Origin of the sequence: Rhodococcus sp. ACPA4 (assembly GCF_002300185.1) — a bacterium.
GTDB lineage: Bacteria > Actinomycetota > Actinomycetes > Mycobacteriales > Mycobacteriaceae > Rhodococcus_F > Rhodococcus_F globerula.
On record NZ_NSDY01000001.1, the window covers coordinates 2520785 to 2546866 of the forward strand.

The following is a 26082-nucleotide window of genomic DNA, read 5'->3' on the forward strand; positions in this document are numbered from 1 at the left end:
TGTTCGGCTGGGGATAACGCTGGCACTGTGGAGAAGGCTGCCGCTATGGATAACGCTGCCAATGTGGAAAACGCCGTCGCGCGCAGAATCAGCACACGCGCGCTCGATCGGGCCTGCGGCTGCATAATCGCCCTGCGGCGCACCCCGCTGTCACCCTCGCACGGCTGCGCAAGTTCCACGCAAGGCAAATGCAAGCGCACTCTGTCACGCTTGATCCCATGAACCACACAGCTTCACCTCTTGCCATCGAGGCCGAGGGCCTAGTCAAGATGTTCGGTGAGCAACGCGCTGTCGACGGAGTCAGCCTCACCGTGCCCACTGGATCGGTGTTCGGCGTGCTCGGCCCCAACGGCGCGGGCAAGACCACCACCGTTCGCATGCTCGCCACCCTCCTGCGCCCCGACGGCGGTGAGGCCCGCATCTTCGGCCGCGATGTCAGCCGCGAACCCGTGGCAGTGCGATCCCTGATCGGCGTGACCGGGCAATACGCGTCCGTCGACGAGGACCTGACGGCCACCGAGAACCTGGTGATCTTCTCCCGTCTGCTCGGTCTGAGCCGCAAGGACTCCCGCAAGAAATCACTCGAGCTTCTCGAGGAATTCGACCTCACCGAAGCCGCAGCCAAACCTCTCAAGAACTTCTCCGGCGGAATGCGTCGACGCCTCGACCTCGCGGCCAGCCTGATCGCCCGCCCGCCTCTGTTGTTCCTCGACGAACCCACGACCGGCCTCGATCCGCGTACCCGCGCCCAAATGTGGGAGACGATCAGGCGACTGGTCGCCGAGGGTTCGACGGTCATGTTGACCACGCAATACCTGGACGAGGCCGATCAGTTGGCCGATCGGATCGCGGTGATCGACCGTGGCCGAGTGATCGCAAACGGCACAGCCGACGAGCTCAAGGCGTCGGTGGGCATTTCGTCGTTGCATCTCAAACTCGTCGAGCGCGATCGAACCGACGAAGCCCGATCCATTATCGCGTCGATGCTCGGTGTCGAGGTAGGTGTCACTCCCGAGGTCGGCCGGATCACCGCCCCGCTGAGCGACCCATCCGTAACCGCCGATCTCCTGATCCGCTTGCGGGAGCGCGGCATCGCCGTCGACGAGATCAACGTGCAGAAACCTAGCCTGGACGAAGTGTTCCTCACCATCACCGGGCATCAACCCGAAGACCATGGACGCAACGACGCCGATTCCGACAACAACTCCGATCGGATTCCCGCATGACTACTACTCTCACCACTACCAAATCGCCAGTCGCCGATCTCACTTCGGCTCCGCGGCGGATCAGTCTCGAGCAGAGTTTCGCGAATACGTTCACGATGGCGTACCGCGGCATTCTCAAGATCAAGCACAATCCCGAGCAACTGTTCGACGTTGTCATCCAGCCGATCATCTTCACGCTGATGTTCACGTACATCTTCGGCGGCGCCATCGCCGGCGACGTCACGGCGTACTTGCCGACGATCATCCCCGGCATCCTCGTCCAGACGGTCATCACCGGTTCCATCGTCACCGGCACTCAGCTTCGTGAAGACATGGACAAGGGCGTGTTCGACCGCTTCAAGTCGTTGCCGATTGCTCGTATCGCTCCGCTGTCCGGCGCCTTGCTCGCCGACGTCGTTCGGTACGGCATCGCCACCACGATTACGTTCATCGTCGGTTTTGCCATGGGATACCGCCCGGCCGGCGGTGCGATCGGCATCCTGTCTGCCGCGATTCTGGTGATGGTGTGCGCGTTCTCGATCAGTTGGATCTTTGCGCTCATGGGCGTGATTATGAACAAAGCGTCTACGGTGCAGGGTGTTTCGATGCTCGTGCTGTTCCCCCTGACGTTCATGTCGAATGCGTTCGTCGATCCCGCCACCATGCCGAGCTGGCTGCAGAAGTTCGTGAACGTCAATCCGGTCTCACAATTGGTGACCGCAGTTCGCGAACTCGCGAACGAAGGCCACTTCGGTATTCACGTGGTGTGGTCGCTCGTCGGAGCGGCAGTCATCGTGGCCGTGATGGCACCGCTGACCGTACGGATGTACATGCGCAAGACGTAAAGAGAGACGATTACCCACGCGATCCGCGAAGCGCGGCAAGAACTGCTTCGCGGGTCGTGGCGCGTGGGTATCTCGAAACCGTGTTCACCGCGTCAAACCACTGTTGGTCACCGACAATTCCGCGCGCGAATGCGATGAGCCGTTCATGCTGCAGCGAGGCAAAATCCTGCCGTCCCCGCATCACGACGGCGAGGGCCAACAGTTCAGTACCGGGCCCGACGTTCCCGGTCGACAGATCGTAGGCACCGACGGCCGCCGCAACCGAACCCGTCAGTGGCAGATCGGTATATCCGTTGGGATGCAACTTGATCAGACTCGACTCGACCATCCGGTGTACGTGATCCGCAACCTTCGCCGACTGCCCGGCCAGTGCATGCGCGCATACCGCGGCAGCGCTGAGCAGGATGACAAACGGATCTCCGTACACATTGCCCATCGCGTCGCCGAGCAGATCCAGCGCCTCTCGGTATTGGCGTAGACCCAGTTCGACATGACCCTCTGCCAGATCTGCCTCGGCAAGATTGGCCGACATCGCCGACCGCCGCTGATGATTTTCGATCGCAGAGTTGGCGCCGACCTGCGCCAGCGCGGGCCGCAGTTGATCCAGCAACGCGCGCCCGCCCGTGGAATCGCCGTCGGCGATCAACGCGCTTGCCTGAAACCCGATGAGCTGCACCGCTTCTTCGTGAGCTCCCAGACTTTCGCTGGCCGCCGCTGCCAGCGCGTAGTACTCGGCAGCTTCGGCATATCTCGTCGATTGACTGTGGACCGAGCCGACGTGTTGAGCGGCCATCGCGACGCCCCACTCGTCTCCGATCTCTCGGGCGTACCGCAGAAGATCCTCGGCATCACTACGTGCACCCCGCACATCGCCGATGTTCTCGCGCAAGTTCGACCGCGCGAACAACGCCGCCGTCCGGGTCTCGGTGTCAGCGCTGCGGACTCCTTCCGCCAACAACCGCGCAACGCCGTACCCGGAGCGGGGACTATTCAGCAATCGGATGAAAAACACGAACATCGGCCGCAGATCGCCGCGCTCGCGCAGCATCTTTCGGAGGCGAACCCTTGCTCGAACGTGATCGCGACTGAGTTCGGCGAACAGTAGATGCATCGCCACCAACATGAACGTCGTGGCCGCCAAGTCGCCGTCTACGTCACGTAGGTCGTGATCTCGAGTTGCTTCGATCACCTTCGGTGCCCAGTTCGCTACTTCCGTGTGTGCACCCCGAATCGACCAGAGCACTCCGAGAACCGGGAAGACACTCGCTGTGGTCACGCCGTCTTTGCCGTCGACTGCCCAACGCAGCACAGCAAGGAGATTGTCATGTTCGGCGTCGATCTCGCCCACAAGGCGCAGCTGATCGGAACGAGCCCGTCGGCGAGCGTCCCCGGCGATCGCGACGGCCCAGCCACTAAGTCTCCGAAGAACTTCCGTCCCCTCACCGAGATCGCCGAGTTTCTCCTCGCCGTATTCGCGAACCGTCTCGAGCATGTGGTAGCGCAACCCGTCCGGCCCGTCGACGACGGTAAGCAACGACTGGTTGACCAGAGCCTCGATCGCGTCGGCTATGTCATCCACGCCGTCCCACTCGGCGACCGCTCGCGCCGAAGACAATGTGAAACCTGCCGGGAATCGGCACAATCGAGCTAGTGCCACTCGATACTCGGGGCCGAGCAGATTCCAACTCCAGTCGATCACCGCGTGCAGAGTGCGATGGCGATCCGGCGACGTGGGGTCACCGGATCGCAAGAGCGCGAAGCGATCACTCAGGCGCGCCGAGATTTCCTCGACGCTCATCGTCCGCACGCGGGCCGCCGCGAGTTCGATGGCCAACGGCAAGCCGTCGAGCGTCGCGCACAGCTTTCCGACGGCCACCAAATCGAGATGTACGGACGGTCGCACGGCTCTGGCCCGAGCCGTGAACAATTCCACCGCAGACCCGGAATCACCGTGAATCTCCAACGGAGGCAACGGAAAGACGACCTCTGCACTGAGCATGAGCGGTGATCGACTTGTCGTCAGAACGGTCAACTGAGCACTGGCTGCAATCATCTCGGCAACGATGTCCGAGCAGGCCCCGAGTACATGTTCACAGTTGTCGAGAATCAACATCATCGGACCGGCCGAAAGAACCTCGACCAACCGCTCGCGGGCGGAGTGCGTTCGCCCGACTGTCAGGCGACCTGGTGCCAGATCGGCTTCACTGATTCCGAGGGTGCTACCGATCGCCGCGATCACGTCGTCGCTGCTTCGCAACGACGCCAGTTCGACCAGAACAACGGACGTGCGGGCCGAGGCCCGCGACCCCAATTCGTGTGCCAGACGGGTTTTTCCCGCGCCGCCGGGTCCGAGGATCGTGACGACGCGAGACCGTTCGAGGAGTGCCTCGATTCTCTCGATATCGTCTCGGCGGCCGAACATGGCGTTGGGTGCCGCGCGCAAACCGATCGCGCGGGAACTCCGGGCTGCCGCAGTCGACGCAGTCGGCGCAGCGAGCAAGTCCGCGTTCAGCGCCACCAGAGCCGGCGACGGATCAACGCCCAACCGGTCAGCCAGGCGCTCGCGGTGCACCGCGAACATCTCGAGCGCCTCGTTGACACGATCCGAGCCTGCGAGCGATCGCATCAGGTTCCCGGCAGCGGTGTTGTCGAAAGGATTGTCGGCGTGAGCTTCTCGCGCAAGAGGAAGTGCCTCGGAGAAATCCCCGAGCTCGAGCAGCGAGCGCAGTCGCAGTGTGACAAGTTCGCGGCGCAGGCTCTTGGCACGCGAAGCCAACTGCTCACCCGCCGGCCCGACAACATCGTCGCCCGGGCTCCCCCGCCAGAGATTCAGAGCTGCAGTGACTCTCGTCAGCAACTCGCGCGGGTGGACGTCAGCACCGCGAAGCGCTCGAACCTCGTCTTCGGCTCGCGCGAGATCAACCTGATCTCGTGGCACCGTGAGCCGATAGCCCGCCGACGTCACCTCCAGGGCGCCTTCCGGGAGCGCGGATCGCAGCCTGGACACCTGAGTGTGTAGAGCATTGGTCGGTGAGCGCGGCGGCTCCGACCCCCAGATGTCGGAGATCAGGCTCTGCGGCGAACATGGATGCCCCGGATCGAGCGCCAACGCGGTGAGCAGGGCGCGCGCTCGCGGCCCGGGCACTCCGACCCACCGATCTACCGCCCCGATCGACACGGGGCCGAGCAGAGTTATGCCAGTCACGTCTCGAGTCTTGTCCTGATCCACCGCGTTCGATGGTATTGCACAGTGCAAAGATCGTTGTATGGCTACAGCTGCTCAATGGATCGAAGGCGCGAGACCGCGCACCCTCCCGAATGCGATTGCCCCGGTGCTGGTCGGCACCGGAGCAGCAGCGTCACTGGATCACGCGGTGTGGTGGAAGGCGCTCCTCGCGCTGATCGTTTCCCTGGCTTTGATCATCGGGGTGAACTTCGCGAACGATTACTCCGACGGAATTCGCGGGACGGACGACGATCGCGTCGGGCCGATTCGCCTGGTCGGATCGAAGCTGGTCAGCCCCGGCACCGTCAAGGCCGCAGCCATCGGTTGCTTCTCCGTCGCGGCTGTTGCCGGATTTGCCCTGGCCGCTACGACGGCGTGGTGGCTGGTCGCGGTTGGCGTGTTCTGCATCATCGGCGCCTGGTACTACACGGGCGGCAAGAAGCCGTACGGGTACAGCGGATTCGGCGAGATCGCCGTGTTTGTGTTCTTCGGCCTGGTCGCAGTTCTGGGAACTCAATTCGTGCAGGCGGAACGCATTGATCTTGCCGGACTTGCCGGCGCCGTTGCCATCGGTTCCTTCTCTAGTGCGGTTCTTGTGGCCAACAACTTACGAGACATCCCGACGGACTCCGAATCCGGCAAGATCACACTCGCCGTCCGCCTCGGCGACGCGAAGACCCGCACGTTGCACGTCGTCCTGCTGGCTGTTCCGTTCATCGCAACACTGCTGCTTGTTCTACGAACACCGTGGGCGCTGCTCGGACTGCTCGCGTTGCCACTTGCAGTCCGAGCCAACGCACCACTGCGCTCGGGCGGTCAGGGCATGGCTCTCATTCCTGCTCTGCGCGACACCGGACTTGCAATGCTTGTCTGGGGTGCCACGACGGCAGTTGCGCTCAGCCTGGCCTGATCAGCGAAAGCTTGATCAGCGAAGGCCCTGATCAGCGATTCTCGGGCACAAACGCGCTGAGGACGAAGTTCACGACGGAGATGATCAGTGCGCCCCAGACAGCGGTCCAGAATCCGTCGACGGTCAGGCCGGCGTCCAGCGACGTCGAGATCCAGGCCGTCAACATCAGCATGAGCGCGTTGATGACAAGCGTGAACAACCCGAGCGTGAGAATCAACAGCGGGAGGGACAGTAGCTTCAGCAACGGCTTGATGAACGCGTTGACGACGGTGAAGATCAGCGCAATTATGGCGATGACCAGGATGTTTCCCCACGTATCGTCTTGATTGCTGTCGATGGTGATTCCGGTGACCCACATGGAGGCGAGCCAGATAGCTATTCCGTTGACTATGAGACGTGCCAGAAATGTCATGTCTGAATGCTGGCACATGATCCCGTCATGTCGTGGCGTCTAGGCCGCTGGGCGCATCGCCGATTCCAGCCGGCTACGGATCTCGGGGATGCTGACCTGCGCTTCGAGTGCCGTGCGCGTCGGACCATCGGCGACACGCAGGATGCCGAGGAGTATGTGCTCGGCGCCGATGTGGTTGCTCTTGTGCGCAACCGCTTCCCTCAGTGACAGTTCGAGAACCTTCTTCGCGTCCTTCTCGAATCTCGAGCGCGGGAAGGCGAATCTGCCACGACGCGAACCGATCCCGGCAGGCACGGCAGGCTCGTCGAGCGCTCCCTTCCCGAACGCTTGCTCGAGGCTCTCCCGAATGGCGGCCAGGTCGATGCCTATCGACGCCAGCACATCGGCGTCTTGATCAAGATCGTTCGTCGGAGTCTCGCTGTGCAGCGATTCGGCGGTGACACCGCACTCGCGCAGGGTCGCTGTGGCGATGCCACGGTCGGTGGCCAATAGTGCTTCCAACAATTCCTGGGGAGTCACCTGATCGGCACTGCCGACCGCGTCGACGACAACCGCGCGTGCGTCTGCGGTAAACCTCTCGAACATTTCCCTACCTGCCTTTCCCTCGTTGCGACTCTGCGCTTGCATGCTTCTTGTGGACGGCCTGACGGCTCACCTCGAGAGTCTCGGCAATCGCTTGCCAGGACCATCCCTGCTTGCGCGCGTTGGCAACCTGGATGGCTTCGAGTCGTTCGAGCAGGCGTCGCAGCGCCCGAACGGCCCGCAAGCCCTCGGCTGGATCGGGACTGCCCGCGGCGGTGGCGAGTGAGGTCGCTTCGGTCATGGTGTCAATATAGGTTGACAGCCGGCAGGCGTCAACCAAAGTTGACATATTGGGGTGAATGACGGGCAGTAATCAGTAACTCGCCACGGCGCCGTCCACGGCACGCTGCAGATCAGCTTGTACGACGCGAGCGATGTCCATCGGTTTTCCACCCAGGTCGACTACCGGAGTGCCGATGAAAACCCGGGCGCTCTTGACCTGACCCGCCTCCGGCCCGTAGCTGATTCCAACCGACAGGAGTGCAGGCGAGCATCCCAATTTCTCTGCGCGCGAAACGATGTGGCCGATTCCGCTGTTGACGTGCTGCAGCGTCCGGGGATCCTCGGTATTGCAGGTTCCCTCGGGGAAAATCGCCAGACAGTCCCCCTTGCTCAAGCGCTGCGCCGCAACGTCCATCATCACGCGGCCCGCGTCCGACACGGCCCGCAGTCCGTGATTCTTGCTGCGGAACACCGGAATGCTGCCCATCATGTCGACCTTCTTGCGCTGAGCTGGATCAACGAAGAGCTCATCCTTCGCCAGCACGCGAGTCCGCCCGATCACACGCCGCAGTGGGGTGCGCCACGCCGTCGCCGCAAGCGTGAATTGGTCACTCTCCGTAAGGTGATTGACCGCAACCACCAGTTGCGTCCCACGCCCGAGTAGAGCCGCCAACGCGGCTTCCGCGCCAGGTGCATAAGCAATTCGCGGACGATATTTCAGTGCCAGCGCGGCATAGGCAAGCTTGGCCACGAACCGATTCTGCTGGTGACCGCGGTAGTACTCGTACACAGCCTCGTAGTTGTCGAGCGAAACCTCGGGAGCGTCCATAGGCCAAACGATACACAACCTACGGTTGCGTAGGTTTGGGATTCCGGGCGACTCGGTTGGGCGAAATTCGACACTCGAGGTACAACGGATTCTGTGATTCGCTTGGCTGTCCCAGATGACCTACCTGCACTGCAACTGATCGAAACAGCCGCGGGTGAGCCCTTCCGAGACGTTGGAATGGACGCCATTGCCGACGATCCGCCCCCGACTCTCGACGAACTCACGAAGTACCTCGAAGCCGATCACATCTGGGTGATGACCGATGCCGCGAACACAATTCTCGGATACGCCCTTGTCGACATCATCGACGTCGGGGTTCATATCGAGCAGGTATCAGTGCACCCCCTGCACTCACGCAAAGGCTTCGGCGCGCAGTTGATCGACTCCATCGCCGACTGGGCTGGAGCACACCATCACCACGTGGTGACCCTGACTACGTTTGCCGACGTCCCCTGGAACGCGCCCTACTACGAGCGACTCGGATTCGAGCGCATACCCGAGAGCACGATGTCCCCGGATCTCATCCGGATCCGCACGCACGAGCAAGCGGCCGGACTCGATTCATGGCCCAGGATCACGATGAGCCGTCCAACGCTCAGGCGCCGGCCGTCCACGCCCCGGATCGGATGAACTCGTCCAGAACCGCTGTCGGCGTCTCGAGTGAAATACCTTCGGACGCAACCCAATCATCGTTGTAGTACGTCCCCGAATAGCGTTCTCCGCCGTCACAGAGCAAGGTGACGACGCTGCCGCTTCGTCCTGCCGCCATCATCTCCGCAATCAAGGCGAAGGAGCCCCACAGATTTGTTCCGGTGGAACCACCGACCTTGCGCCCCAACGCGTCACTGGCGTGACGTGCGGCAGCAATGGAGCCGGCGTCGGGCACCTTGATCATCCGATCGACGACCTGACCGACAAACGAAGGCTCGACGCGAGGTCGACCGATGCCTTCGATTCGCGAGCCGCGAGTACCGACTATGGACGGATCACCGGCCCGCCAGGCGTCGAAGAACACCGAGTGTTCGGGATCGACGACACACAGCCCGGTGTCGAATTTGCCGTAGCGCAGGAAGCGACCGATGGTCGCGCCCGTTCCACCGGTGCCTGCGCCGACGACAACCCACTCCGGGACCGGGTTTTCCTCACGTTCGAGCTGAGTGAAGATCGACGCGGCGATGTTGTTGTTTCCACGCCAGTCCGTTGCGCGCTCGGCATGAGTGAACTGATCCATGTAGTGCCCACCCGACTCGCGCGCGAGCCGCTGGGATTCTGAGTAGATCGACGACGGGTCGGTGACGAAGTGACAACGTCCGCCGTGCGCCTCGATAAGGGCGATCTTCGCGGGACTGGTGTGAGCGGGCATCACAGCCACGAATTCGAGCCCCAGCAACTTCGCGAAGTACGCCTCACTGACGGCCGTCGATCCGGACGAAGCCTCGATAACGGGCGTGTGTTCGGTAACCCAACCGTTGCAGATGGAATACAGGAACAACGAGCGCGCGAGACGATGCTTGAGGCTGCCGGTGATGTGCGTCGACTCGTCTTTGAGATAGAGCTGGACGGGCCAGTCGTTCGGTAGCGGGTACCGCAGGAGGTGGGTGTCGGCGCTGCGCTGAGCGTCGGCTTCGATCAGTCGGACCGCGTTGTCGACCCAACCTCTCGCACTACGGCGCGAGACGTCGACCACCTCCGACGTCACCGCTGGTCACCACGCAGTTTGGCGCGCAAATCGTCGCGATCTTCGCGACGCTGAGCGTCAACTGCGGCAATGCCGACATTGACGCGCTTACGCAACTTGGCAAACAGCAGAAGCGAGAGCGGAAGCGCGATCAACACGGCAAACAAGGCAGCTACGAGCAGGGGAACCTCTGCACCGACAGCCTTTCCACCGAACATGATGACGGCACCGATTACGACTACCAGCACGAGTCGGGCAACCGAGTACAGCACGACATCTCTCGCCAATTGCCCCTTCGTGACAACCCCACCAGAGGCAATTGCTTGCCCAGAGTTAACGGGCTCCGACTTGGCCAGGTCGGGCGTAGAAGGCTGGTTTTCCGGACGTTCAGGCAACTTACTCACACTGCAAGGTTACCTACTCCGGGCGACTAAAATAATCGGCCCGCTTTATCCGGTTTGTCCTTTACTTTTTCTTTACCTAAATATTAAGGATCGACTAACTGGGCAACTCTGTGCAAACATTGCGCTACCAATCCAAAAAAGGTCGAACGTGCACAGGGGCCGCCGAAACAAACTCGGCGTAGGTTTTGAGCTACTGTTTCGAAACACATGTTCGACGCCAAGACGGAGGAACATCAGATGAGCGCACCAACATACAACGTAGCCGCAGACGCACTCATGACACCCGGCCAGGTCGCGGCTCTGTTTCACGTAGATCCCAAGACCGTGACCCGCTGGGCGCACGCCGGCCGACTCGGATCACTTCGCACTCCGGGCGGACACCGTCGCTTCCGCGAGACCGAGGTCATGCAGCTTCTGCGCTCGCTGACCACCGAAGCCAACTGAATACCGGAGCTCGCGCTCTACCCAAATGCTCTACCCGAATACAGCACGGCGCACCAAGCCGCACCCACGTCCCAGGGATTCTGGTGATCCAGACCCGAGACTGAGTAGGCTCTTCCTTGTACTTGAAGGAGGTGCGCCGTGCTGTATCTGTTGGCGTTAGTAGGTTTGGTGACATTGGTCGTCCTGATGTGGAAAGCATTCGGACCGTCCCCCACTTCCCGAGCCTCGGGTGGCGGCGTGAAGGGACCTGACGACGATCCCGAGTTCCTGTGGAACGTAAATCAGCAAACTCGACGCAAGCAGCAGGGAGGCCAGGACGGCGCTCCGACTGATTCGTCGCAGTAGGCCCTATTCGTCGCAGTAGGTCCTATTCGTCACTGTAGGTCCCACGCCAGGGCGATCGCCCCTACAGCAGTAGGGCGGTCGCCCTGTGCAGCTTGTAGGGTCACCGCCCTGTGCAAGTTTCAGCGCTGCAGCGGACGTCCGTAGTGCGAACGCGGGAAGTCGTCGGCAACCGCGGCAGCAAGCTCGAAGAGAGCGTCACGGGTCCCGGACCGAAGTCGATCGAGGTCAACCTCGGCGCCTTCTTCGAGGTGCGGATCGAACGGAATCAGCCGAACGGTGCGGCACCGCTGTTCGAAATGCTCGACTACCCGGGGTAGATCAACCTTTCCCGAACCAGGCCGTACCGCATTGATGACGGCGACGGCGTTGGAGACCAGCGCGCTGTGTCCATGTGCGTCGAGCCAGTCCAAGGTGGCTGAGGCACTACGAGCGCCGTCGACCGAACCGGAACTGACGACGATCAACGAGTCTGCCTGCTCGAGAACCGCTGTCATTGCCGAGTGCATCAATCCGGTTCCGCAATCGGTGAGAACAATGCTGTAGAACTTTTCGAGCATGGTGACGGTGCGGGTGTAGTCCTCCCCGCTGAATGCTTCGGAAACCGCCGGATCACTGTCGGAGGCAAGCACTTCCAGACGGTGCCGACTCTGTGACGTGTAACCACGAACGTCGCTGTACTTCTCGATGGTCGCTTCGTCACGCAGAAGGTTACGGACTGTGGCCGGGGTTTCGAGAGGAACTTTCTGACTGAGCGTTCCACGATCCGGATTCGCGTCGATTGCGATGACGCGATCACCGCGCACGGATGCAAACGTCGAGCCGAGAGTCGCTGTTGTCGTTGTCTTCCCAACTCCGCCTTTGAGGCTGAGTACCGCAACTTTGTAGCAGCCCTGCATGGGCTGATTGATCTTGTGAGTCAACTCGAGCATCTGCTGATCTTTGGCGCCGTTACCGAGGTTGAGACTCCGTCCCGACAACGTGTACACCGCCTTGCGCCACCCGCCGACCGGAGCGGGCTTCACAGGCTTGAGCAACAGCGCGTTGGAGAGATCTTGCGCCGACATCGGCAGCGATGATTCCGGCCGACCGGGCGCGGGCTGCGTTCCCACGATCGACGCCGGCCCCGCAGCAGGCGGACGCGGGACGTGCATCTGCGGGTTGGGCATCTGAGGGTTGGGCACGGGTGGCGAAACAGGAACCCGAGCAGCAGGCGGCATCTGCCCCAAAGGTGCGGGCGCAGCCGGAAACTGCGGTCGGGGCGCCGGAGCTTGTTGCGCCGCAACAGGATTCACCGCACCCGGATTGCCTGCACCATTCGTCCGGCCGACCCCAGGCGACGGTTCATAGGTTTGCGGCGGCAGTGAGGCCGCGAATGGCCCGGACGCAAAGTGTCCATTTGCCGGCCCGGGAGGCCCACCGGGGTACTGAATAGCAGGCACACGCCCCGCGTTGGGGGCAGGCGTCGAATTTGGGACAGGCATCGAGTTCGGGGCCGGCATCGGATTCGACGCTGCAGCCGGGGCAGTAGTAGCGGGCGGGGCAGTAGTAGCGGGCGGGGGCGTCGGCGGCGCCGGGTACATCGGTACGGAGTCATGGCCGTTGGGGCGCGGCGCTGTGTTGTCCGTCGGCGCGACGAACAAGCTTCGCATTCCCGGATCGACATCCTTCGGCGATGCAGGAGTCGGTGCATGAACAGGCTTCGGTGCGGCCTGCTGATGCGGAGCAGGCGCCGGACGCACCGGTTCCCAGATCCCCGCTCCCGCGTCGTCCTTCTTGTCAGCCATGTCCGCCCCTGTCGAAATCTGTTCCGTGTCGATCACCCAGCCCGATACAGACACGACCATACAGCTATCGCGTAGCTAGTTTCGTGGCTGGTACCCGGCTACCGTGTACCCTGCCGCAGCTGCACTGGGCGGGCACAAAACCCGACCGGTCGGCGACAACCCACCGTACCGGATCGACTCAGGTCAGCCCCGCGTAGGAATGCAAGCCGGACACGACCATGTTGATGATGAACAGATTGAAGAGCATTGCCACAAAACCTGCGATGTTGATCCAGGCGGCTTTCGTCTCACGCCAACCGGATGTTGCGCGGGCGTGCAGGTACGCGGCGTAGATCACCCAGGCGATGAAGGACACCGTTTCCTTGGGATCCCAGCCCCAGAACCGGCCCCAGGCCGCTTCCGCCCAGATAGCACCCAGGATGACTCCGGCACCGAACAGCGGGAAGGCGATGATGGTGCTCTTGTACGCCAGGCGGTCGAGTGTCTGTGCGTCGGGAAGCCGCTCGGCGATCCGGCCACCGATGCCAGAACCTTCTTCACCGGGCGGGAACTTGAGGCGCAGCAGGAACAGGATGCTGGCGATGCCACCGATCATGAAGATGCCGGATCCGACGCTCACGATGGTCACGTGAATCGGCAGCCAGTATGACCGCAGTGCGGGAACCACGGGAGCGGCGTCGGCGTAGAGGATTGTTCCGGCAAGGAACATCAGAATCAGCACCGGTACGAGCAGGAAGACCCACATCGATCGGTACGTTGCCTTGGCCAGCAGAACGTGACCGACCAACAACGCGGCAGCACACGCCATGGCAACAAACTCGTACATGTTGCCGAGCGGGAATCGCGAGGTGGCAAATCCACGGAGCACGATCGACGCGATGATCAGAACGGTGCCGACAACCAGGACTGCGCGGCCCATCCCGCCGAAGCGCTCGGAGAGCGGCTTGACCGGCTGCTCGGTCACGCGACCCGGAGTGAGGGCGTCCCCACCACCTGCGGCAACCAGTTCCTTCTCCTGAACGGATTTGGCGCGAGCCGACGCGTACTCGACGATCAGCAGCACAAACGCCAGAACCAGCACCGTAAAGGCTGATTTGAAGGCCCAGTCGCTGTACTGAGCGAGAGTCTCGTTGGTTGTCATCGGGCATTCTCCTGCACGTGCGGTGTGGTCACCGAGTTAGTCGAGTTGCTGTCTAGTAGTCGTTCTGCGAGACGATCGAACTCGTCGCCCCAGCCGGCGTGGTCGGTACGGGCAAGTCCGCCGAGCTCTACTACCGTACGTCGTTCGTCGTCGAGATAGATACGGGCCCAGATTCTGCGACGCTTGATCAGCAGGGAAACCAGTAGCCCCGCCATCATCGTCAGTGCCGAGACCAGGACCCACTGCTGAGCCGGGTCGTGCGAAACCTGCAGGTTGACGAAGTCGACGGCGCCGTCGAATCGTACCTGCGTGCCGTCCGCCAATGTTGCGCTCTCGCCGGGCATCAGGTTGACACGTTCCTGCTTGACCAGTCGGCCCTGATTGATGAGTTCGGTGTTGAGCTCGAACAGCGACTGCGGATTACCGGTGTCCAGTCCGGTGTCACCCTTGTAGATGTCGATGGCAACGGCCGGATCGTTCATCGCCGGGAAGCTCGACGACAGCAGATTTCCGTGGAACAGTGCCGTCGGCGCGAACAGTCCTTCGATGGCGATCTGATTCTTGCGTCGCTCGTCGGCATCCGGGTACATGCCGCCTGGCGGGTCGAAGCGCATCGCACCACTGCTCAGGAAGGTGACGGCATCGTCGGGTCGCCACTGCAGAGTCTCGGTGCGGGTCTCCCCGTTGGGGAAAGTGACCGTGAAGGTCGGTGCGTAACCGTGGCCCTGCAGGTACACGCGATCACCGGCAATGCGCAGTGGGTGGTTCACCGCGATGGTCGTGTCGCGCCAAGTGTCGGAGTCGATGTCATCGCCCGACTGGTACGCGATGTCCGAGGTGAACATCTCGGCCTGTCCGGTTTCGAGGTAGTCGGCCTCGAAGTTCTTGACCCGTAAACACAGCGGCGTCATCCCGGTGCCGTCGAGCTCGAGTCCGGCGATGAAGGAGTCGAAGGCGGCAGGCGACGTCGTGCAGAATCCCGGTCCGTCGTTGGCGATCACGATGCGGTTGCCCTCGTAGCCGAACAGCTTTCCGGCGGCGATGGCAATCAGGAGCCCGACGAGCGAGAGGTGGAATACGAGGTTACCGAATTCACGGAGGTACCCCTTCTCCGCCGAGATCGTGATTTCACCGTCGCGCTTCGACCGCGCGTCGTCGGTGCGGGTCTCGACGCGCCATCCTTTGAGTTCCTTGGACAGACGCGCCGCCAACTGTTCGGGCGTCTCGCCAGGGACGACGGCCGACGTGTGGTGCGGCAAGCGGGAGAGGTTGCGCGGCGCCGCCACCGGGCGGGTACGCAGGGCCTTTGCGTGTTCGACGCAGCGCGGCAGGATGCAGCCGACGAGTGAGATGAACAGCAGGGCGTAGATCGCGGTGAACCAGAAACTGCTGAACACGTCGAACAGTTCGAGCTTGTCCATCCACGGACCCAAGGTGGGCCGCGCGGCGATGTATTCGGCTACCTTGCCCTCGTTGAGGGAACGCTGTGGCAACAGCGCGCCGGGGATAGCGGCGATTGCGAGGAGGAACAGCAGCACGAGCGCCGTCTTCATCGAGGTGAGACCGCGCCACGTGTTGCGTCCGAGCGCGATCACTCGGCCGATCGTCGACTGCCGAGGCAATGCCGAAGTCGAGTTGTCGTGATTGTCGTCAGCTGTCATATCGGCAGCGTCACCTCCGAGATAAATGCGTCACGAACCCAGCCGACGAACTGGTCCCACGCGCCCGTGACGAGGGCAATACCCACCGCCACCAACATGATTCCGCCGAAAATCTGAATTGTTCGCGCGTTGCGGCGCAGCCAACCGACACCGTTCAAGGCGCGAGCCGACCCGAGAGCCAGAATGATGAACGGCAAGCCGAGCCCGATGCAGTACGCCACGATCAACGTGACACCGCGAGCCGCGGTCATACCTTCGGTTCCGGCGGCCACGGACATCACACCGGCAAGCGTCGGGCCAAGGCAGGGCGTCCAGCCGAGCGCAAAAACACCCCCGAGTAGCGGAGCGCCCACCAGGGAGGACACTCGACGCGGCTCGAAGCGGACGTCTTTCTGCAGCGCGGGCACCAGGCCGATGAACACGAGACCCATCGCGATAGTCACTACGCCGCCGACGCGCATCAGCACGTCGCGGTTGATCAGCAGGGTGGAGATGACCCCGAACACGGAAGCCGTCGCCAACACGAAGACGACGGTGAAGCCGGCCACGAAAAGTCCGGCGGCGCCTGCCACTCGCAGACGGCTACTGCGGGCAATGGTTCGCGTCCTGGCTTCGTCTGCCGTGATTGCCGGAGCGTCCGCACCGACCACCCCGGCCAGGTAGGACAGGTAACCGGGAACGAGCGGCACTACGCACGGTGAGGCAAACGAGACCAGACCGGCGAGCAGGCAGGCTCCCAGTGCAAGAAATAGCGGCCCGGACGAGGCGGCATTTTGAAATGCTTCACCGACGCCGGCGCCGAGTGTTTCAGTACTTGCGAGTGTCATTGCTGCGCAGGCTCTTCCGCTGCCACTCGTTCGACCACGGGCAGAAGATCCTCGGCAAGCAATTCCTGCAGGAACACAGCGGCAACGCGGTGCTGGCGGTCGAGGACGATGGTGGTCGGGATGACCGATGTCGGGTATCCCTTGCCGAGCGCGATCAGCGATCGCATCGACGGGTCGTAGATCGACGGGTACGAGACCTTGTTGTCGACGACAAAGTCCTGTGCCTTGTTCTTGGTGTCGTCGCGAACGTTGATGCCGAGGAACTGCACTCCGGAATCACGCGTCTGCTCGTAGACCTGCTCCAAGTCGTCGGCTTCGGCGCGGCACGGGCCACACCACTGGCCCCAGACATTGAGGACGACAACTTTGTCCTCGAAATCGCTGAGGGCGACAGTTGCGTCTTCAGTCATCAGATCCGGCCCGGTGAGCTTTCCGATGGTGCCGCGATCGGACGGCGGATCGTAGAAGATCTTCGTCTGGCCACCCGGCGAGACGAAGTCGAACGTGCCGCCCGTTGCGACGGCGTCGTCGCCGGTCGCGCAGGACGAGAGAACGAGCATCGCTGCAGCAGCCGTGGCGACTGCTACTGCGACCTTGCGGAAAATCATGCTCCAGTCACTCTCGGATCGGATGCGCCTGCCGGCTCGGAGTAGATGATGTCGACGAGAGTGTCGCCTTCGTAGACGAGCGATGTGAGCGACGCCAGGCCGCACTGGCGGTGACGCGGGTCGTGCCACAGGCGCTCGCCTTGCAGGAACCGTCGCAAGGTCCACACCGGCAACTGATGGCTGACGATGACAGCTTCGTGTCCGACGGCAGCAACGCGAGCGGCATTCACGGCAGCGAGCATGCGATGCGCAATCTGCAGGTAGGGCTCGCCCCATGACGGAGTGAACGGATCGCGCAACTTCCACCAGTGCCGCGGGCGCGAGAGTGCGCCGTCACCGACGGCAACCTTGAGGCCTTCGAACTCGTTGCCGGCTTCGATGACGTTGTCGTCGGTCGTGATGTCGACGCCGTGAGCCTCGGCGATCGGAGTCGCGGTTTCCTGTGCCCGCTGCAACGGCGACGCGACAACATGGGTGATGTCGTGATCGGCAAGAACAGCCGCGACCGCCCGTGCCTGCGCCTCACCCGCCACCGACAACCGGAATCCCGGTAGCCGTCCGTACAGGATCCCGCGCGGGTTGTGCACTTCACCATGGCGAAGCACATGCACGATCGTGCGGGTGGACGTGTGGTCTGGATGGTCGACGTCGGTCACAGTCGAGAGTCCTAGCTGAAGTAGGTACGGGCTGAAGGAATAGCGGGATCGTGCATGTCTCAGGGCTTGACGGCTGCTGCGGCAGCCTTTGCTGCGTGCGGCAGAGCGTCGGCGATGATCGAGAATGCCCGATCGTCGAGCGCGGCCGAGACGAACCACGCTTCGAACGCACTCGGCGGCGCGTACACACCGCGAGCGAGCAGTTCGTGGAAGAACGTGGGGAACCGCCACGTCTGCGCGGCCTTCGCCTCGTCGTAGTTCGTGACGGTGTTTTCGGAGAAGAACACGCTGACCAGTGTGCCCGCGTACTGCACCTGGTGGACGACGCCTTCTGCGGTGAGCGCATCGGACATGAGCGTGCCGAGGGTGGTGGCGTTCTTTCCGAGCTTGGCGTACACCTCGGCGTCGGCAGCGCGAAGATTGGCGAGACCGGCAGCGACGGCAACCGGGTTACCGGAGAGGGTGCCTGCCTGGTAGACCGGGCCGTCCGGTGCGAGGTGGCCCATGATGTCGGCGCGACCGCCGAATGCCGCGGCCGGAAGACCGCCGCTCATGACCTTGCCGAAGGTGTAGAGGTCGCCGGCGACGTTGTCGATGCCGTACCAACCGGACGCGCTGACGCGGAATCCCGTCATCACCTCGTCCATGATCAGCAGAGCGCCGTGCTCGCGGGTGAGCGCGCGCAGTCCCTCGTTGAAACCGGGCAGCGGCGCGACGGCACCCATGTTTCCGGCAGCGGCCTCGGTGATGACACACGCGACGGCGTCCGGGTTGGCTGCGAATGCCGCGGCGACGGCGTCGAGATCGTTGTAGCGGACCACGATGGTGTCTTCGGCCTGTGCGCCGGTCACACCGGGTGATGTGGGCAGTCCGAAGGTGGCAAGACCCGATCCGGCGTCGGCAAGCAATGCGTCGACGTGACCGTGATAGCACCCGGAGAACTTGATGATCTTGGTGCGACCGGTGAATCCGCGAGCCAGGCGCACGGCGCTCATGGTGGCCTCGGTGCCGGAGTTGACGAGGCGAACCTTCTCGACGGGGGCGACCCTGGCAACGATTTCTTCGGCCAGCGCGATTTCACCTTCGGTGGGAGCACCGAAGGACAGTCCGCCGAGGGCTGCCTCGCGGACGGCTTCCACGACTGCGGGATGGGCGTGTCCGAGGATCATCGGCCCCCAGGACGACACGAGATCGACGTACTTGTTGTCGTCGACGTCGGTCAGCGTGTAACCGGACGCCTCACGGATGAATCGGGGTGTTCCACCCACCGAACCGAACGCTCGGACCGGCGAATTGACGCCGCCTGGAATAACCTTGCCGGCACGCTCGAAGAGCCGAGCCGAGTTCGTTGCATGCACGTCGAAATCACCGGAAGACACAGTCACGACCTCCAGTGTCCCAGTTCTGTCGAATCTGACAACGACAGGGTGTAGGAGTTACGGCGCCGAAGTGCGTTTTCCGGCCCCAACAGGCCAATTATGGGACTATTTGGGCTATGAGGCGACTGCTGACCACGCTGTTGATTCCAGTTGCGATTCTTGTCACATCCTGCAGCTCCGACGGGGAAACCGAGGCCCCGAGCGCTACGACGGTGACTTCCGCTGCCAATTCGTCCGTCAGTTCGGTCCCCGCCGTGCCCCGGACCGAGCCTGCCTTTCTCGGTGGTTGCTCGGCTGTGTCGGTCTACGTCACGCAGCAAACGCAGAGCGGCGGAGCCCCGGCGGACGCTGCGGCGGACTTCCTGAAAATCGTGGAGAACGACCCGTCGTATCAAGCGATGCCGGAAGCCGACAAACAACTGTTCCGAGAAGGAATCGAAGCCGGCGCCGCTGGAAACTGCTGAGGAAACTGCTGACAGGTCGCACCCTCGCGCTAGGGTCGATCCCATGGCCACCACAGCGGACCACCTCAGGAATACTCTCGACGGACGCTGGCGGGAGGTGCGGGAGCGAGTTCGCGGCGAACTGTCCGACGAGCGTTTTGCTCCGCATTTCACTCCGAATCTCGCCATCGCCCGCTCCAAGACCCTCGAACAGATGCGAGTTCTTGCCGATCTCGGTTATGCCGCAAACGGTTTCGCGGTAGCGCACGGCGGAACCGGAGATGCGGGCGGCGCCGTCACCAGTATCGAAATGCTCGCAATGTCCGACTTGTCTCTCATGGTCAAGGCCGGCGTCCAGTGGGGACTGTTCGGCGGAGCCATCGAGAACCTCGGCACCGAACGACACCACCAGGCTTACGTCAAACCCCTCATCGACCTGGAACTTCTCGGGTGTTTTGCCATGACCGAAACCGGTCATGGCAGCGATGTCCAGGAACTCGAGACCACCGCGACCTACGACGCGGCCACCGGCGAATTCGTCATCGACTCCCCCACTCCGTCCTCACGTAAGGACTACATCGGCGGGGCCGCTGAACATGCCACCGTCGCAGCAGTGTTCGCGCAACTCATCACCGGAGGCGAAAGCCAGGGCGTGCACTGCTTCGTCGTTCCGATCCGCGATGCCGCCGGAAACGACCTTCCTGGCGTCACGACGTCGGATTGCGGCTTCAAGGGCGGACTGCCCGGAGTCGACAACGGGCGCATCATGTTCGATCACGTGCGTATCCCTCGCGACAACCTACTCAATCGATACGCCGACGTTGCCGAGGACGGCACGTACAGTTCCGCAATCGACAACCCGAACCGCCGCTTCTTCACGATGGTGGGCACGTTGGTTCGCGGACGCGTCACCGTGGGCGGTTCCGCAGCAGCGGCAGCACGTGTCGGCTTGGCCATCGCGGGTCGGTACGCCCTGCAGCGCAGGCAATTCAGCGCCCCCAAGAGTGACAATGAAGTCCTGATCATGGACTACCTCGTCCATCAGAAGCGCCTGCTGCCGCTGATCGCCCGCTCGTACGCATTGCAGTTCGCACAGAACGAACTGGTGGCCGCGATGCATGACATCCAGAGCAGCGAGAACCCTGACCCTCAGGAGCAGCGTGAACTCGAGGGTCGCGCCGCCGGACTCAAGGCCGCCAACACGTGGCATGCCACTCGCGCTATTCAGGAGACACGCGAAGCCTGCGGCGGCGCAGGCTATCTCGCGGAGAACCGTCTCACCGCATTGAAAGCCGACACCGACGTCTTCACGACTTTCGAGGGCGACAACCATGTGCTGACACAGTTGGTCGCCAAGGAACTGCTCACGTCCTACGCCGACGAAGTTCGCGGCATGAGCCCGGTCGACTGGATGCGTTTCGCCGCTACGACGGTCTCCGATGTGGTCAAGAAACGTACTGCGGCCCAACAGATCCTGCAGACGATTGTCGACACTCGGCAGGACAACGAGGAGGACGGCAGCCTCTTCAATCGCGGCACTCAGATGAAGATGTTCGAGGACCGCGAAGAGTACCTGCTTTCCACCGCCGCACGGAGATTGCAGGCCGCACAGAAGAGGGAGGAGAATCCGTTCGACGCCTTCAACTTCGTGCAGGACCACGTGCTGAAAGCCGCGCAGGCGCACATCGAGCGCGTCATCCTGGAAGCCTTTGTTGCCGGCATCGATTCATGTGAGGACGAGACAGCAAAGGATCTTCTCGGCGAGGTGTGCGACCTTTACGCGCTCTCCGTCATCGAAGCAGACAAAGCCTGGTTCATGGAGCACCGGCATCTGTCGGTCGAGCGCTCGAAGGCCGTCACGCGCGGCATCAACGAACGCTGCCGCACCCTGCGCCCGCATGTCGCAACCTTGATCGACGGGTTCGGAATCCCGGAATCTCTGCTGGGTTCGGCGATGCTCGACGGAGACGGCACGGACGTAGTACGACTGAAGTAGAAATCTGGTGGGGCCGGGAGCACCCGGCCCCACCAATTTTATTGCGCTGCCGCCTTCTTCGACTGACGGGCAGCGACCAGGCCGGTCAACCCGAGAGCCGCAACCAACCAGACACCCAGAACGATCAGGTGCTGGCCGGCGCCGTTGCCGTCGAAGTAGATGACGGACCGAATGGGCTCCATAGCCGCCGATCCGAGCCAGAACGAATGAATGTGCTGCCAGAACCCCGGCAGGAACGACACCGGAATAGCGCCGCCCGAACTCGGGAAGTTGATGAAGACCAGTACCGTCAACACCGCAAAGATCGCGGCTTGACCCAGCAGTTTGTTGAGCAGAATGCACACTGCACCCACGGTGAAGGTGTAGACCATCGAAATCCCCAGCAATTGCAGGATCTCACCGAACGACGCGCCAAATGCATGCATGAAGATGCTGGTGATTCCGAAGGCGATGAGCGGGGTGAGGATTGCCGCGCCGGCGAGAATCGAATATTGCTCTCTCAGTCGCATTCTCGGCGCGACCTGACTGAGCACAGTCATGGTCAGGTAACCACCGAGGGTGCAGACGATCAGGAAGTAGAACAGTCCGACGGTCGAGGAATCACGCGCGGTGACCGGAGCCGAGTCCACCGAGGTCACCTGCTGCCCCGTCTGATCCGCGATGGAATGGGCCAGCCCCGTCACTACCGACACCGTGGAGGCACCGGCACCGGTTGCAATGTGCGCGGTCACGGTGTCACCGATTTCGATGGCGCCGATGGCGTCACGGTTGCCGATCCGAGCGATCGCATCGGCTGCGTTATCCGTGGCAACGATGTCGAATTTGCCGCCGGACGTTTTTTCGATTCCGTCGATCAAGGGCGCGGTCACCGACGCTGGTCCCACCACCACGATCGGCGCGTTGTTCGGCGTCGGCGAGTGGAAGGCGCTGACGTAGCACAGGCAGAACATGATGACGAAGAAAAGCGGAAACGCCAGTCCGCCGCCCACCATCTTCCAGTTTGTGGGTGGATCAGTCGTCTTCGCCGCTTCGCTCGGGACCCTGACGTCGGTATCTGTCATATTTCACACTCTTTTCGCTAACCGCATCTAGCTGTCAACACCGTTGACAGACTCAACAGTCAACACCGTTGACACGATAGAGTCAACAGCGTTGACAACGAGGTCGGCGTGAGAGCGAGCACAGAGGTCGATAGCGTGACACCCAGTGGACAGACGCCTGAGGCGGATCATCCCTCGACGCCCGAGGCGATTCGCGCCGCAGCATTCCAACTGTTCGGCGAGCACGGGTTCGGCGGCACATCCGTTCGGGCAATCGCGAAGGTTGCCGGTGTCGATCCGGCTCTGGTCATCCGACACTTCGGATCCAAGGAAGCACTGTTCCTGGAAACCACACCGGTCGAGGATTACTTCGAGGGCCAGTTCGACGGCCCGCTCGACACACTCGGCGAGCAGATCGCATCGTTTCTCCTCGGCAAGGCAGACGCCCGAATGCTGTCGGTGTTCACGGCGCTGACACGCGCATCCGACAGTCCCCGCATCCGCGGACGATTGAGGGAAATGACAAGCACATTTGCCACCAACCTCGCCGCCCGTTTACCGGGCGACGACGCCTACACCCGGGCACTGCTCGTCTCCGCCCAGGTGTCGGGGTTGCTGAGCGCGCTCAGCACCGAGAGCATCGCGCCGACCGCAGATCGGGACAAGGTGGCAAAACTCTACGGCCGGGCGATGCAGACGCTGATAGATCAGTATTGAGCAGATCAGTACTGGGAAATGACCTCGTCGGCAAATTGTCGAATCGAGTCGAGTCTTCCCTGACGATCTCCGGGGTCTACGCCGTAGCGATACCACGGCGACACTCTGATTTCCGTGACGCCCAACTCCTCGAGTTCGCGGTATCCATCGATGTCGCGTACGTCGGTGGGCGAGACGTTGATCTCGAAGGGGACGTCGGCACGGCCGAACTCGGCCCGCAACTTCGTCAGACGGTCGATGGCAGAGGCTAATTCAGCTTTGGTGGTGTTCACCGACATCCACCCGTCAGCCAGCCTCGCGGCGCGGCGCAATCCCGGTTCGCTGTGCCCGCCGATGTAGATCGGTACGGGAATCTCCGGAGCCGGACTGATCATCAGAGCATCGAAATCGTAGTGTTTGCCGTGGTATTCAACCCATTCCGGACCACGACCGGCACATACGGCCTTGATGATCTCGATCGCTTCGTCGGTCCGCGCGCCACGGGTACGCATCTCCGTACCGGTGAAGGTGAACTCCTCGGGAATCCACGACAACCCGACGCCGATCGCGATGCGGTTTCCCGACATCACCGCCATGGTCGAAACCTGCTTGGCCGTCAACAACGGATCACGAAGCGGAAGCTTGAATACATTGGTGTAAAACTGAATTCGAGACGTCACCGCAGCCATTGCCGTCATCGCTATGAAAGGATCGGGCATCGGCGTCTCGGGGGCCCACATCCGCTTGCCGTCAGCGGTGTACGGATACGGCGCCGACACCTGCTCCGGATAGAACACGGAATCCGGCATTGCGATACCGTCGAAGCCCGCCTCTTCGGTAACCTGAGCCAACTCGCACAGTTCCAGAGCGTCGATCATCGCGCCCGCCAACGACCACTTCATCGTTCCACCATTTTCATCGCTACTCGACTGACATGTCAGACCCGACCGTAATGCCTTGCAGCAGGCAATCACTCGACTGATCCTGATGACCGGGACGGCCATCCGGATCGTCTCGCACAGTCAACTCACTTCGGTGAGATCCAGGCTTCGTCGAAGAACATGATGTCCGTGATGTTGCGTGTGACGCCGTGAATGTTGTCGTCCCACGCCGTCAATACCGCTGCCGGGCCCCAGATTACGTAGGGCACAGCCGCGTTGGCGTACTCCTGCACCTTGCTGATGGCGTCGCGGACAGCGTCGTCGGTGGGCGCAGTCTGCACGGCTGTGAGCAGCGTGTCCATTTCCGGATCTGCGAAACCGGAAGGATTGTTCTTCGAATCACTGGCCATACTGTTGTACAAATTGATGTACGGCGCTTCCTCCCCGACCGGAGCGCCGCCCCTGGTCATGTCAAAATCGTGGTCTTTGTACACCCGGCGAACAAGATCCGTGACGTCGGTTGCGTAGTCGATGGTGACGTCGAAACCGATGGCGTTCAGCGACGCCTGCACCGTCAATGCGGTGGCCTGTTGGCCGGGTTCCGAGGTCGTGAGGTAGCGGAGCTTGCCGTCGTATCCGTCTGCTTTCGCCTGATCGAGCAGGGTCTTTGCCTTCGACGAATCGAACGGTATGCCTTCGGTGTTGTTGAACCACCGCGACGACACCGGTACCAGTTCGGAACTGGCAGTGCCTAATCCGTTGTTCGCACGTGTATTGACGGCTTCCGGGTCCACCCCGTACGCGATTGCCTGGCGGACGCGGACGTCGGCTCCTGGCCTGCCCTCGCGGTTGTTGATCGTGCCGATCCCGTTCTGACCGGTGGGACTGAGATAGCCGGAGTATCCGTCGTCGAGAGCACGTTTGATTACGGCCTCGTCGCGAAGGATGTACGTCATGTCGATCTGACCGCTCTTCAGCGATTCGTACTGAGCCTGGGCGCCAGAGGTGGGAACAAAACGCACCGTGTCCAGCGGAGGTTTACCTCCCTGATAGTCCGTGCGCGCTGCGAGTATCAACTCTTCGTGCGGCGCGAACTTGGCCAAGGTGAACGGCCCGGCCCCGATCGGAGTGAACGCTCCCCCTGCGTCGGAGCTTCGCGCAACGATCATTCCGGGGCCGAGCGACAACAGTGCCGGAAATTGACGCCACGGCCGCTTGAGCACAAACTCGACAGTGGTCTCGTTCGGCGTATCGACTCGCTCCACAATGTTCAGCCAAGACTGCGATACATCCCCCTTGCCCGCCACAAATCGATCGATGCTCCACTTCACCGCTTCCGCGTTGAGCGGGCTTCCATCGCTGAAGGTCAAGCCCTCGGGCAGGGTGACTGTGTACGCGGTGAAGTCGGCATTATTCGTCAGCGACTTCGCCAGCTGTGGCACGAAGCTCCCGCTTGCGGAGTCGCTGCGCACAAGCGTGTCGTAGATTGCGGCCATTTCGGTCCCGCCGGTCGAGCCGGCAGCCTGAGTTTTGGTGGGATCCAGCGAGGAAGGGAACGAATAGGACCCGAAGGTGAGAGCACCCCCGCCTATCGGCTCCCCGGCGTCCTGTGCGCCGACGTACCCAGCTGCACCACTGCGCGTCTGGGGATTCGCATCCGAGGAGTCGCCGCTACTCGACGCGCAGCCGGTCAACAGAAGCGCGCCGGCAATACCGAGCGCAACCAGGCGGGTAGTGGACCGAATTACTGTGGTGTGCATACGATTCCCCTGCTGAAGATGAACCAGTGACATTATCCCGCGCGGCGAACGTCGTACTACGCGGCCGATATGACCACGTAGTACGACTGTTCACACAGGACCGAGTGA

Annotated in this window: 26 protein-coding genes; 9 read left to right on the forward strand and 17 right to left on the reverse strand. The window is 62.2% G+C overall.

All coding sequences use genetic code 11. The features are described from left to right. The first annotated feature begins 218 nt into the window (after window positions 1–218). Both CJ178_RS11405 and CJ178_RS11410 read left to right on the forward strand, forming a co-directional pair. Window positions 219–1226 (forward strand): daunorubicin resistance protein DrrA family ABC transporter ATP-binding protein, encoded by a 1008-nt coding sequence (locus CJ178_RS11405; RefSeq protein ID WP_033235454.1) that lies wholly within the window; start codon window positions 219–221, stop codon window positions 1224–1226. After that, the gene (locus CJ178_RS11410) at window positions 1223–2050 is read left to right on the forward strand and encodes an ABC transporter permease (RefSeq protein WP_095886718.1); all 828 of its coding nucleotides are present in this window, start codon (window positions 1223–1225) and stop codon (window positions 2048–2050) included. The genes CJ178_RS11405 and CJ178_RS11410 overlap by 4 nt, the downstream gene beginning before the upstream one ends. A gap of 10 nt (window positions 2051–2060) precedes the next feature. Here CJ178_RS11410 and CJ178_RS11415 read toward each other — a convergent pair whose 3' ends face one another. Then, window positions 2061–5255: a BTAD domain-containing putative transcriptional regulator gene (locus CJ178_RS11415; RefSeq protein ID WP_257013108.1), complete on the reverse strand. Its 3195-nt coding sequence runs from the start codon at window positions 5253–5255 to the stop codon at window positions 2061–2063. A 61-nt stretch (window positions 5256–5316) separates the two neighbouring features. On the opposite strand from CJ178_RS11415, the gene CJ178_RS11420 reads away from it, so the two are divergent. Further along, entirely contained in the window at window positions 5317–6186 is an 870-nt protein-coding gene (locus tag CJ178_RS11420) for a 1,4-dihydroxy-2-naphthoate polyprenyltransferase (RefSeq protein ID WP_095886720.1), read from the forward strand. Window positions 6187–6217: 31 nt separating this feature from the next. Here the strand turns inward: CJ178_RS11420 and CJ178_RS11425 are convergent, their stop codons facing one another. The 4 genes from CJ178_RS11425 to CJ178_RS11440 form a co-directional block, all read right to left on the reverse strand. Beyond that, on the reverse strand, window positions 6218–6598 hold the full coding sequence (locus tag CJ178_RS11425; RefSeq protein WP_033235458.1) for a phage holin family protein: 381 nt from the start codon (window positions 6596–6598) through the stop codon (window positions 6218–6220). A 39-nt stretch (window positions 6599–6637) separates the two neighbouring features. Continuing rightward, the gene (locus CJ178_RS11430) at window positions 6638–7183 is read right to left on the reverse strand and encodes a Clp protease N-terminal domain-containing protein (RefSeq protein WP_095886721.1); all 546 of its coding nucleotides are present in this window, start codon (window positions 7181–7183) and stop codon (window positions 6638–6640) included. A gap of 4 nt (window positions 7184–7187) precedes the next feature. Beyond that, entirely contained in the window at window positions 7188–7421 is a 234-nt protein-coding gene (locus CJ178_RS11435; protein ID WP_033235460.1) for an HTH domain-containing protein, read from the reverse strand. Window positions 7422–7493: 72 nt separating this feature from the next. Further along, complete coding sequence (locus CJ178_RS11440; protein ID WP_095886722.1) at window positions 7494–8231, reverse strand: lysophospholipid acyltransferase family protein; 738 nt, start codon at window positions 8229–8231, stop codon at window positions 7494–7496. Between the two features lie 93 nt (window positions 8232–8324). On the opposite strand from CJ178_RS11440, the gene CJ178_RS11445 reads away from it, so the two are divergent. Beyond that, on the forward strand, window positions 8325–8861 hold the full coding sequence (locus tag CJ178_RS11445) for a GNAT family N-acetyltransferase (protein ID WP_045063817.1): 537 nt from the start codon (window positions 8325–8327) through the stop codon (window positions 8859–8861). Here CJ178_RS11445 and CJ178_RS11450 read toward each other — a convergent pair. Together CJ178_RS11450 and CJ178_RS11455 are read right to left on the reverse strand one after the other, a co-directional pair. Continuing rightward, window positions 8827–9930: a PLP-dependent cysteine synthase family protein gene (locus CJ178_RS11450; protein WP_095886723.1), complete on the reverse strand. Its 1104-nt coding sequence runs from the start codon at window positions 9928–9930 to the stop codon at window positions 8827–8829. The genes CJ178_RS11445 and CJ178_RS11450 overlap by 35 nt on opposite strands. Further along, window positions 9927–10313 (reverse strand): DUF4229 domain-containing protein, encoded by a 387-nt coding sequence (locus CJ178_RS11455; protein WP_033235463.1) that lies wholly within the window; start codon window positions 10311–10313, stop codon window positions 9927–9929. The genes CJ178_RS11450 and CJ178_RS11455 overlap by 4 nt, the downstream gene beginning before the upstream one ends. 237 nt (window positions 10314–10550) lie before the next feature. Here CJ178_RS11455 and CJ178_RS11460 point away from each other — a divergent pair, with 237 nt between their 5' ends. Next, entirely contained in the window at window positions 10551–10757 is a 207-nt protein-coding gene (locus tag CJ178_RS11460; RefSeq protein ID WP_033235774.1) for a BldC family transcriptional regulator, read from the forward strand. 138 nt (window positions 10758–10895) lie between these two features. Further along, on the forward strand, window positions 10896–11102 hold the full coding sequence (locus CJ178_RS11465) for a hypothetical protein (RefSeq protein ID WP_033235464.1): 207 nt from the start codon (window positions 10896–10898) through the stop codon (window positions 11100–11102). Between the two features lie 119 nt (window positions 11103–11221). On the opposite strand, the gene CJ178_RS11470 is transcribed toward CJ178_RS11465, so the two are convergent. The 7 genes from CJ178_RS11470 to hemL form a co-directional block, all read right to left on the reverse strand. Beyond that, entirely contained in the window at window positions 11222–12886 is a 1665-nt protein-coding gene (locus CJ178_RS11470) for a MinD/ParA family ATP-binding protein (RefSeq protein WP_095887941.1), read from the reverse strand. A gap of 178 nt (window positions 12887–13064) precedes the next feature. Next, window positions 13065–14027 carry a c-type cytochrome biogenesis protein CcsB gene (gene ccsB / locus CJ178_RS11475; RefSeq protein ID WP_045063821.1) on the reverse strand — a complete coding sequence of 321 codons (963 nt, stop codon included), beginning with the start codon at window positions 14025–14027 and terminating at the stop codon, window positions 13065–13067. Beyond that, entirely contained in the window at window positions 14024–15688 is a 1665-nt protein-coding gene (resB, locus tag CJ178_RS11480; RefSeq protein WP_095886724.1) for a cytochrome c biogenesis protein ResB, read from the reverse strand. The genes ccsB and resB overlap by 4 nt, the downstream gene beginning before the upstream one ends. Beyond that, window positions 15685–16515, reverse strand: coding sequence for a cytochrome c biogenesis CcdA family protein (locus CJ178_RS11485; RefSeq protein ID WP_033235467.1), 831 nt, complete (start codon window positions 16513–16515; stop codon window positions 15685–15687). Before CJ178_RS11485 ends, resB begins: the two co-directional genes overlap by 4 nt. After that, window positions 16512–17123: a TlpA disulfide reductase family protein gene (locus tag CJ178_RS11490; protein ID WP_033235468.1), complete on the reverse strand. Its 612-nt coding sequence runs from the start codon at window positions 17121–17123 to the stop codon at window positions 16512–16514. The genes CJ178_RS11485 and CJ178_RS11490 overlap by 4 nt, the downstream gene beginning before the upstream one ends. Then, complete coding sequence (locus tag CJ178_RS11495) at window positions 17120–17779, reverse strand: histidine phosphatase family protein (protein WP_033235469.1); 660 nt, start codon at window positions 17777–17779, stop codon at window positions 17120–17122. The genes CJ178_RS11490 and CJ178_RS11495 overlap by 4 nt, the downstream gene beginning before the upstream one ends. Window positions 17780–17838: 59 nt before the next feature. Continuing rightward, window positions 17839–19164 (reverse strand): glutamate-1-semialdehyde 2,1-aminomutase, encoded by a 1326-nt coding sequence (hemL, locus tag CJ178_RS11500; protein WP_095886725.1) that lies wholly within the window; start codon window positions 19162–19164, stop codon window positions 17839–17841. 110 nt (window positions 19165–19274) lie between these two features. Between hemL and CJ178_RS11505 the strand changes: the two genes are divergently transcribed. Together CJ178_RS11505 and CJ178_RS11510 are read left to right on the forward strand one after the other, a co-directional pair. Beyond that, window positions 19275–19622 (forward strand): hypothetical protein, encoded by a 348-nt coding sequence (locus CJ178_RS11505; RefSeq protein ID WP_033235471.1) that lies wholly within the window; start codon window positions 19275–19277, stop codon window positions 19620–19622. A gap of 43 nt (window positions 19623–19665) precedes the next feature. Continuing rightward, window positions 19666–21597, forward strand: coding sequence for an acyl-CoA dehydrogenase family protein (locus CJ178_RS11510; RefSeq protein WP_095886726.1), 1932 nt, complete (start codon window positions 19666–19668; stop codon window positions 21595–21597). 38 nt (window positions 21598–21635) lie between these two features. On the opposite strand, the gene CJ178_RS11515 is transcribed toward CJ178_RS11510, so the two are convergent. Continuing rightward, entirely contained in the window at window positions 21636–22658 is a 1023-nt protein-coding gene (locus CJ178_RS11515; protein ID WP_095886727.1) for an ABC transporter permease, read from the reverse strand. Window positions 22659–22793: 135 nt separating this feature from the next. Between CJ178_RS11515 and CJ178_RS11520 the strand changes: the two genes are divergently transcribed. Continuing rightward, window positions 22794–23354 carry a TetR/AcrR family transcriptional regulator gene (locus CJ178_RS11520; RefSeq protein WP_095886728.1) on the forward strand — a complete coding sequence of 187 codons (561 nt, stop codon included), beginning with the start codon at window positions 22794–22796 and terminating at the stop codon, window positions 23352–23354. A gap of 5 nt (window positions 23355–23359) precedes the next feature. Here CJ178_RS11520 and CJ178_RS11525 read toward each other — a convergent pair whose 3' ends face one another. Together CJ178_RS11525 and CJ178_RS11530 are read right to left on the reverse strand one after the other, a co-directional pair. Then, on the reverse strand, window positions 23360–24235 hold the full coding sequence (locus tag CJ178_RS11525; RefSeq protein WP_095886729.1) for a TIGR03619 family F420-dependent LLM class oxidoreductase: 876 nt from the start codon (window positions 24233–24235) through the stop codon (window positions 23360–23362). A 125-nt stretch (window positions 24236–24360) separates the two neighbouring features. Then, entirely contained in the window at window positions 24361–25974 is a 1614-nt protein-coding gene (locus tag CJ178_RS11530) for an ABC transporter substrate-binding protein (protein WP_095887942.1), read from the reverse strand. Window positions 25975–26082 lie beyond the last annotated feature (108 nt).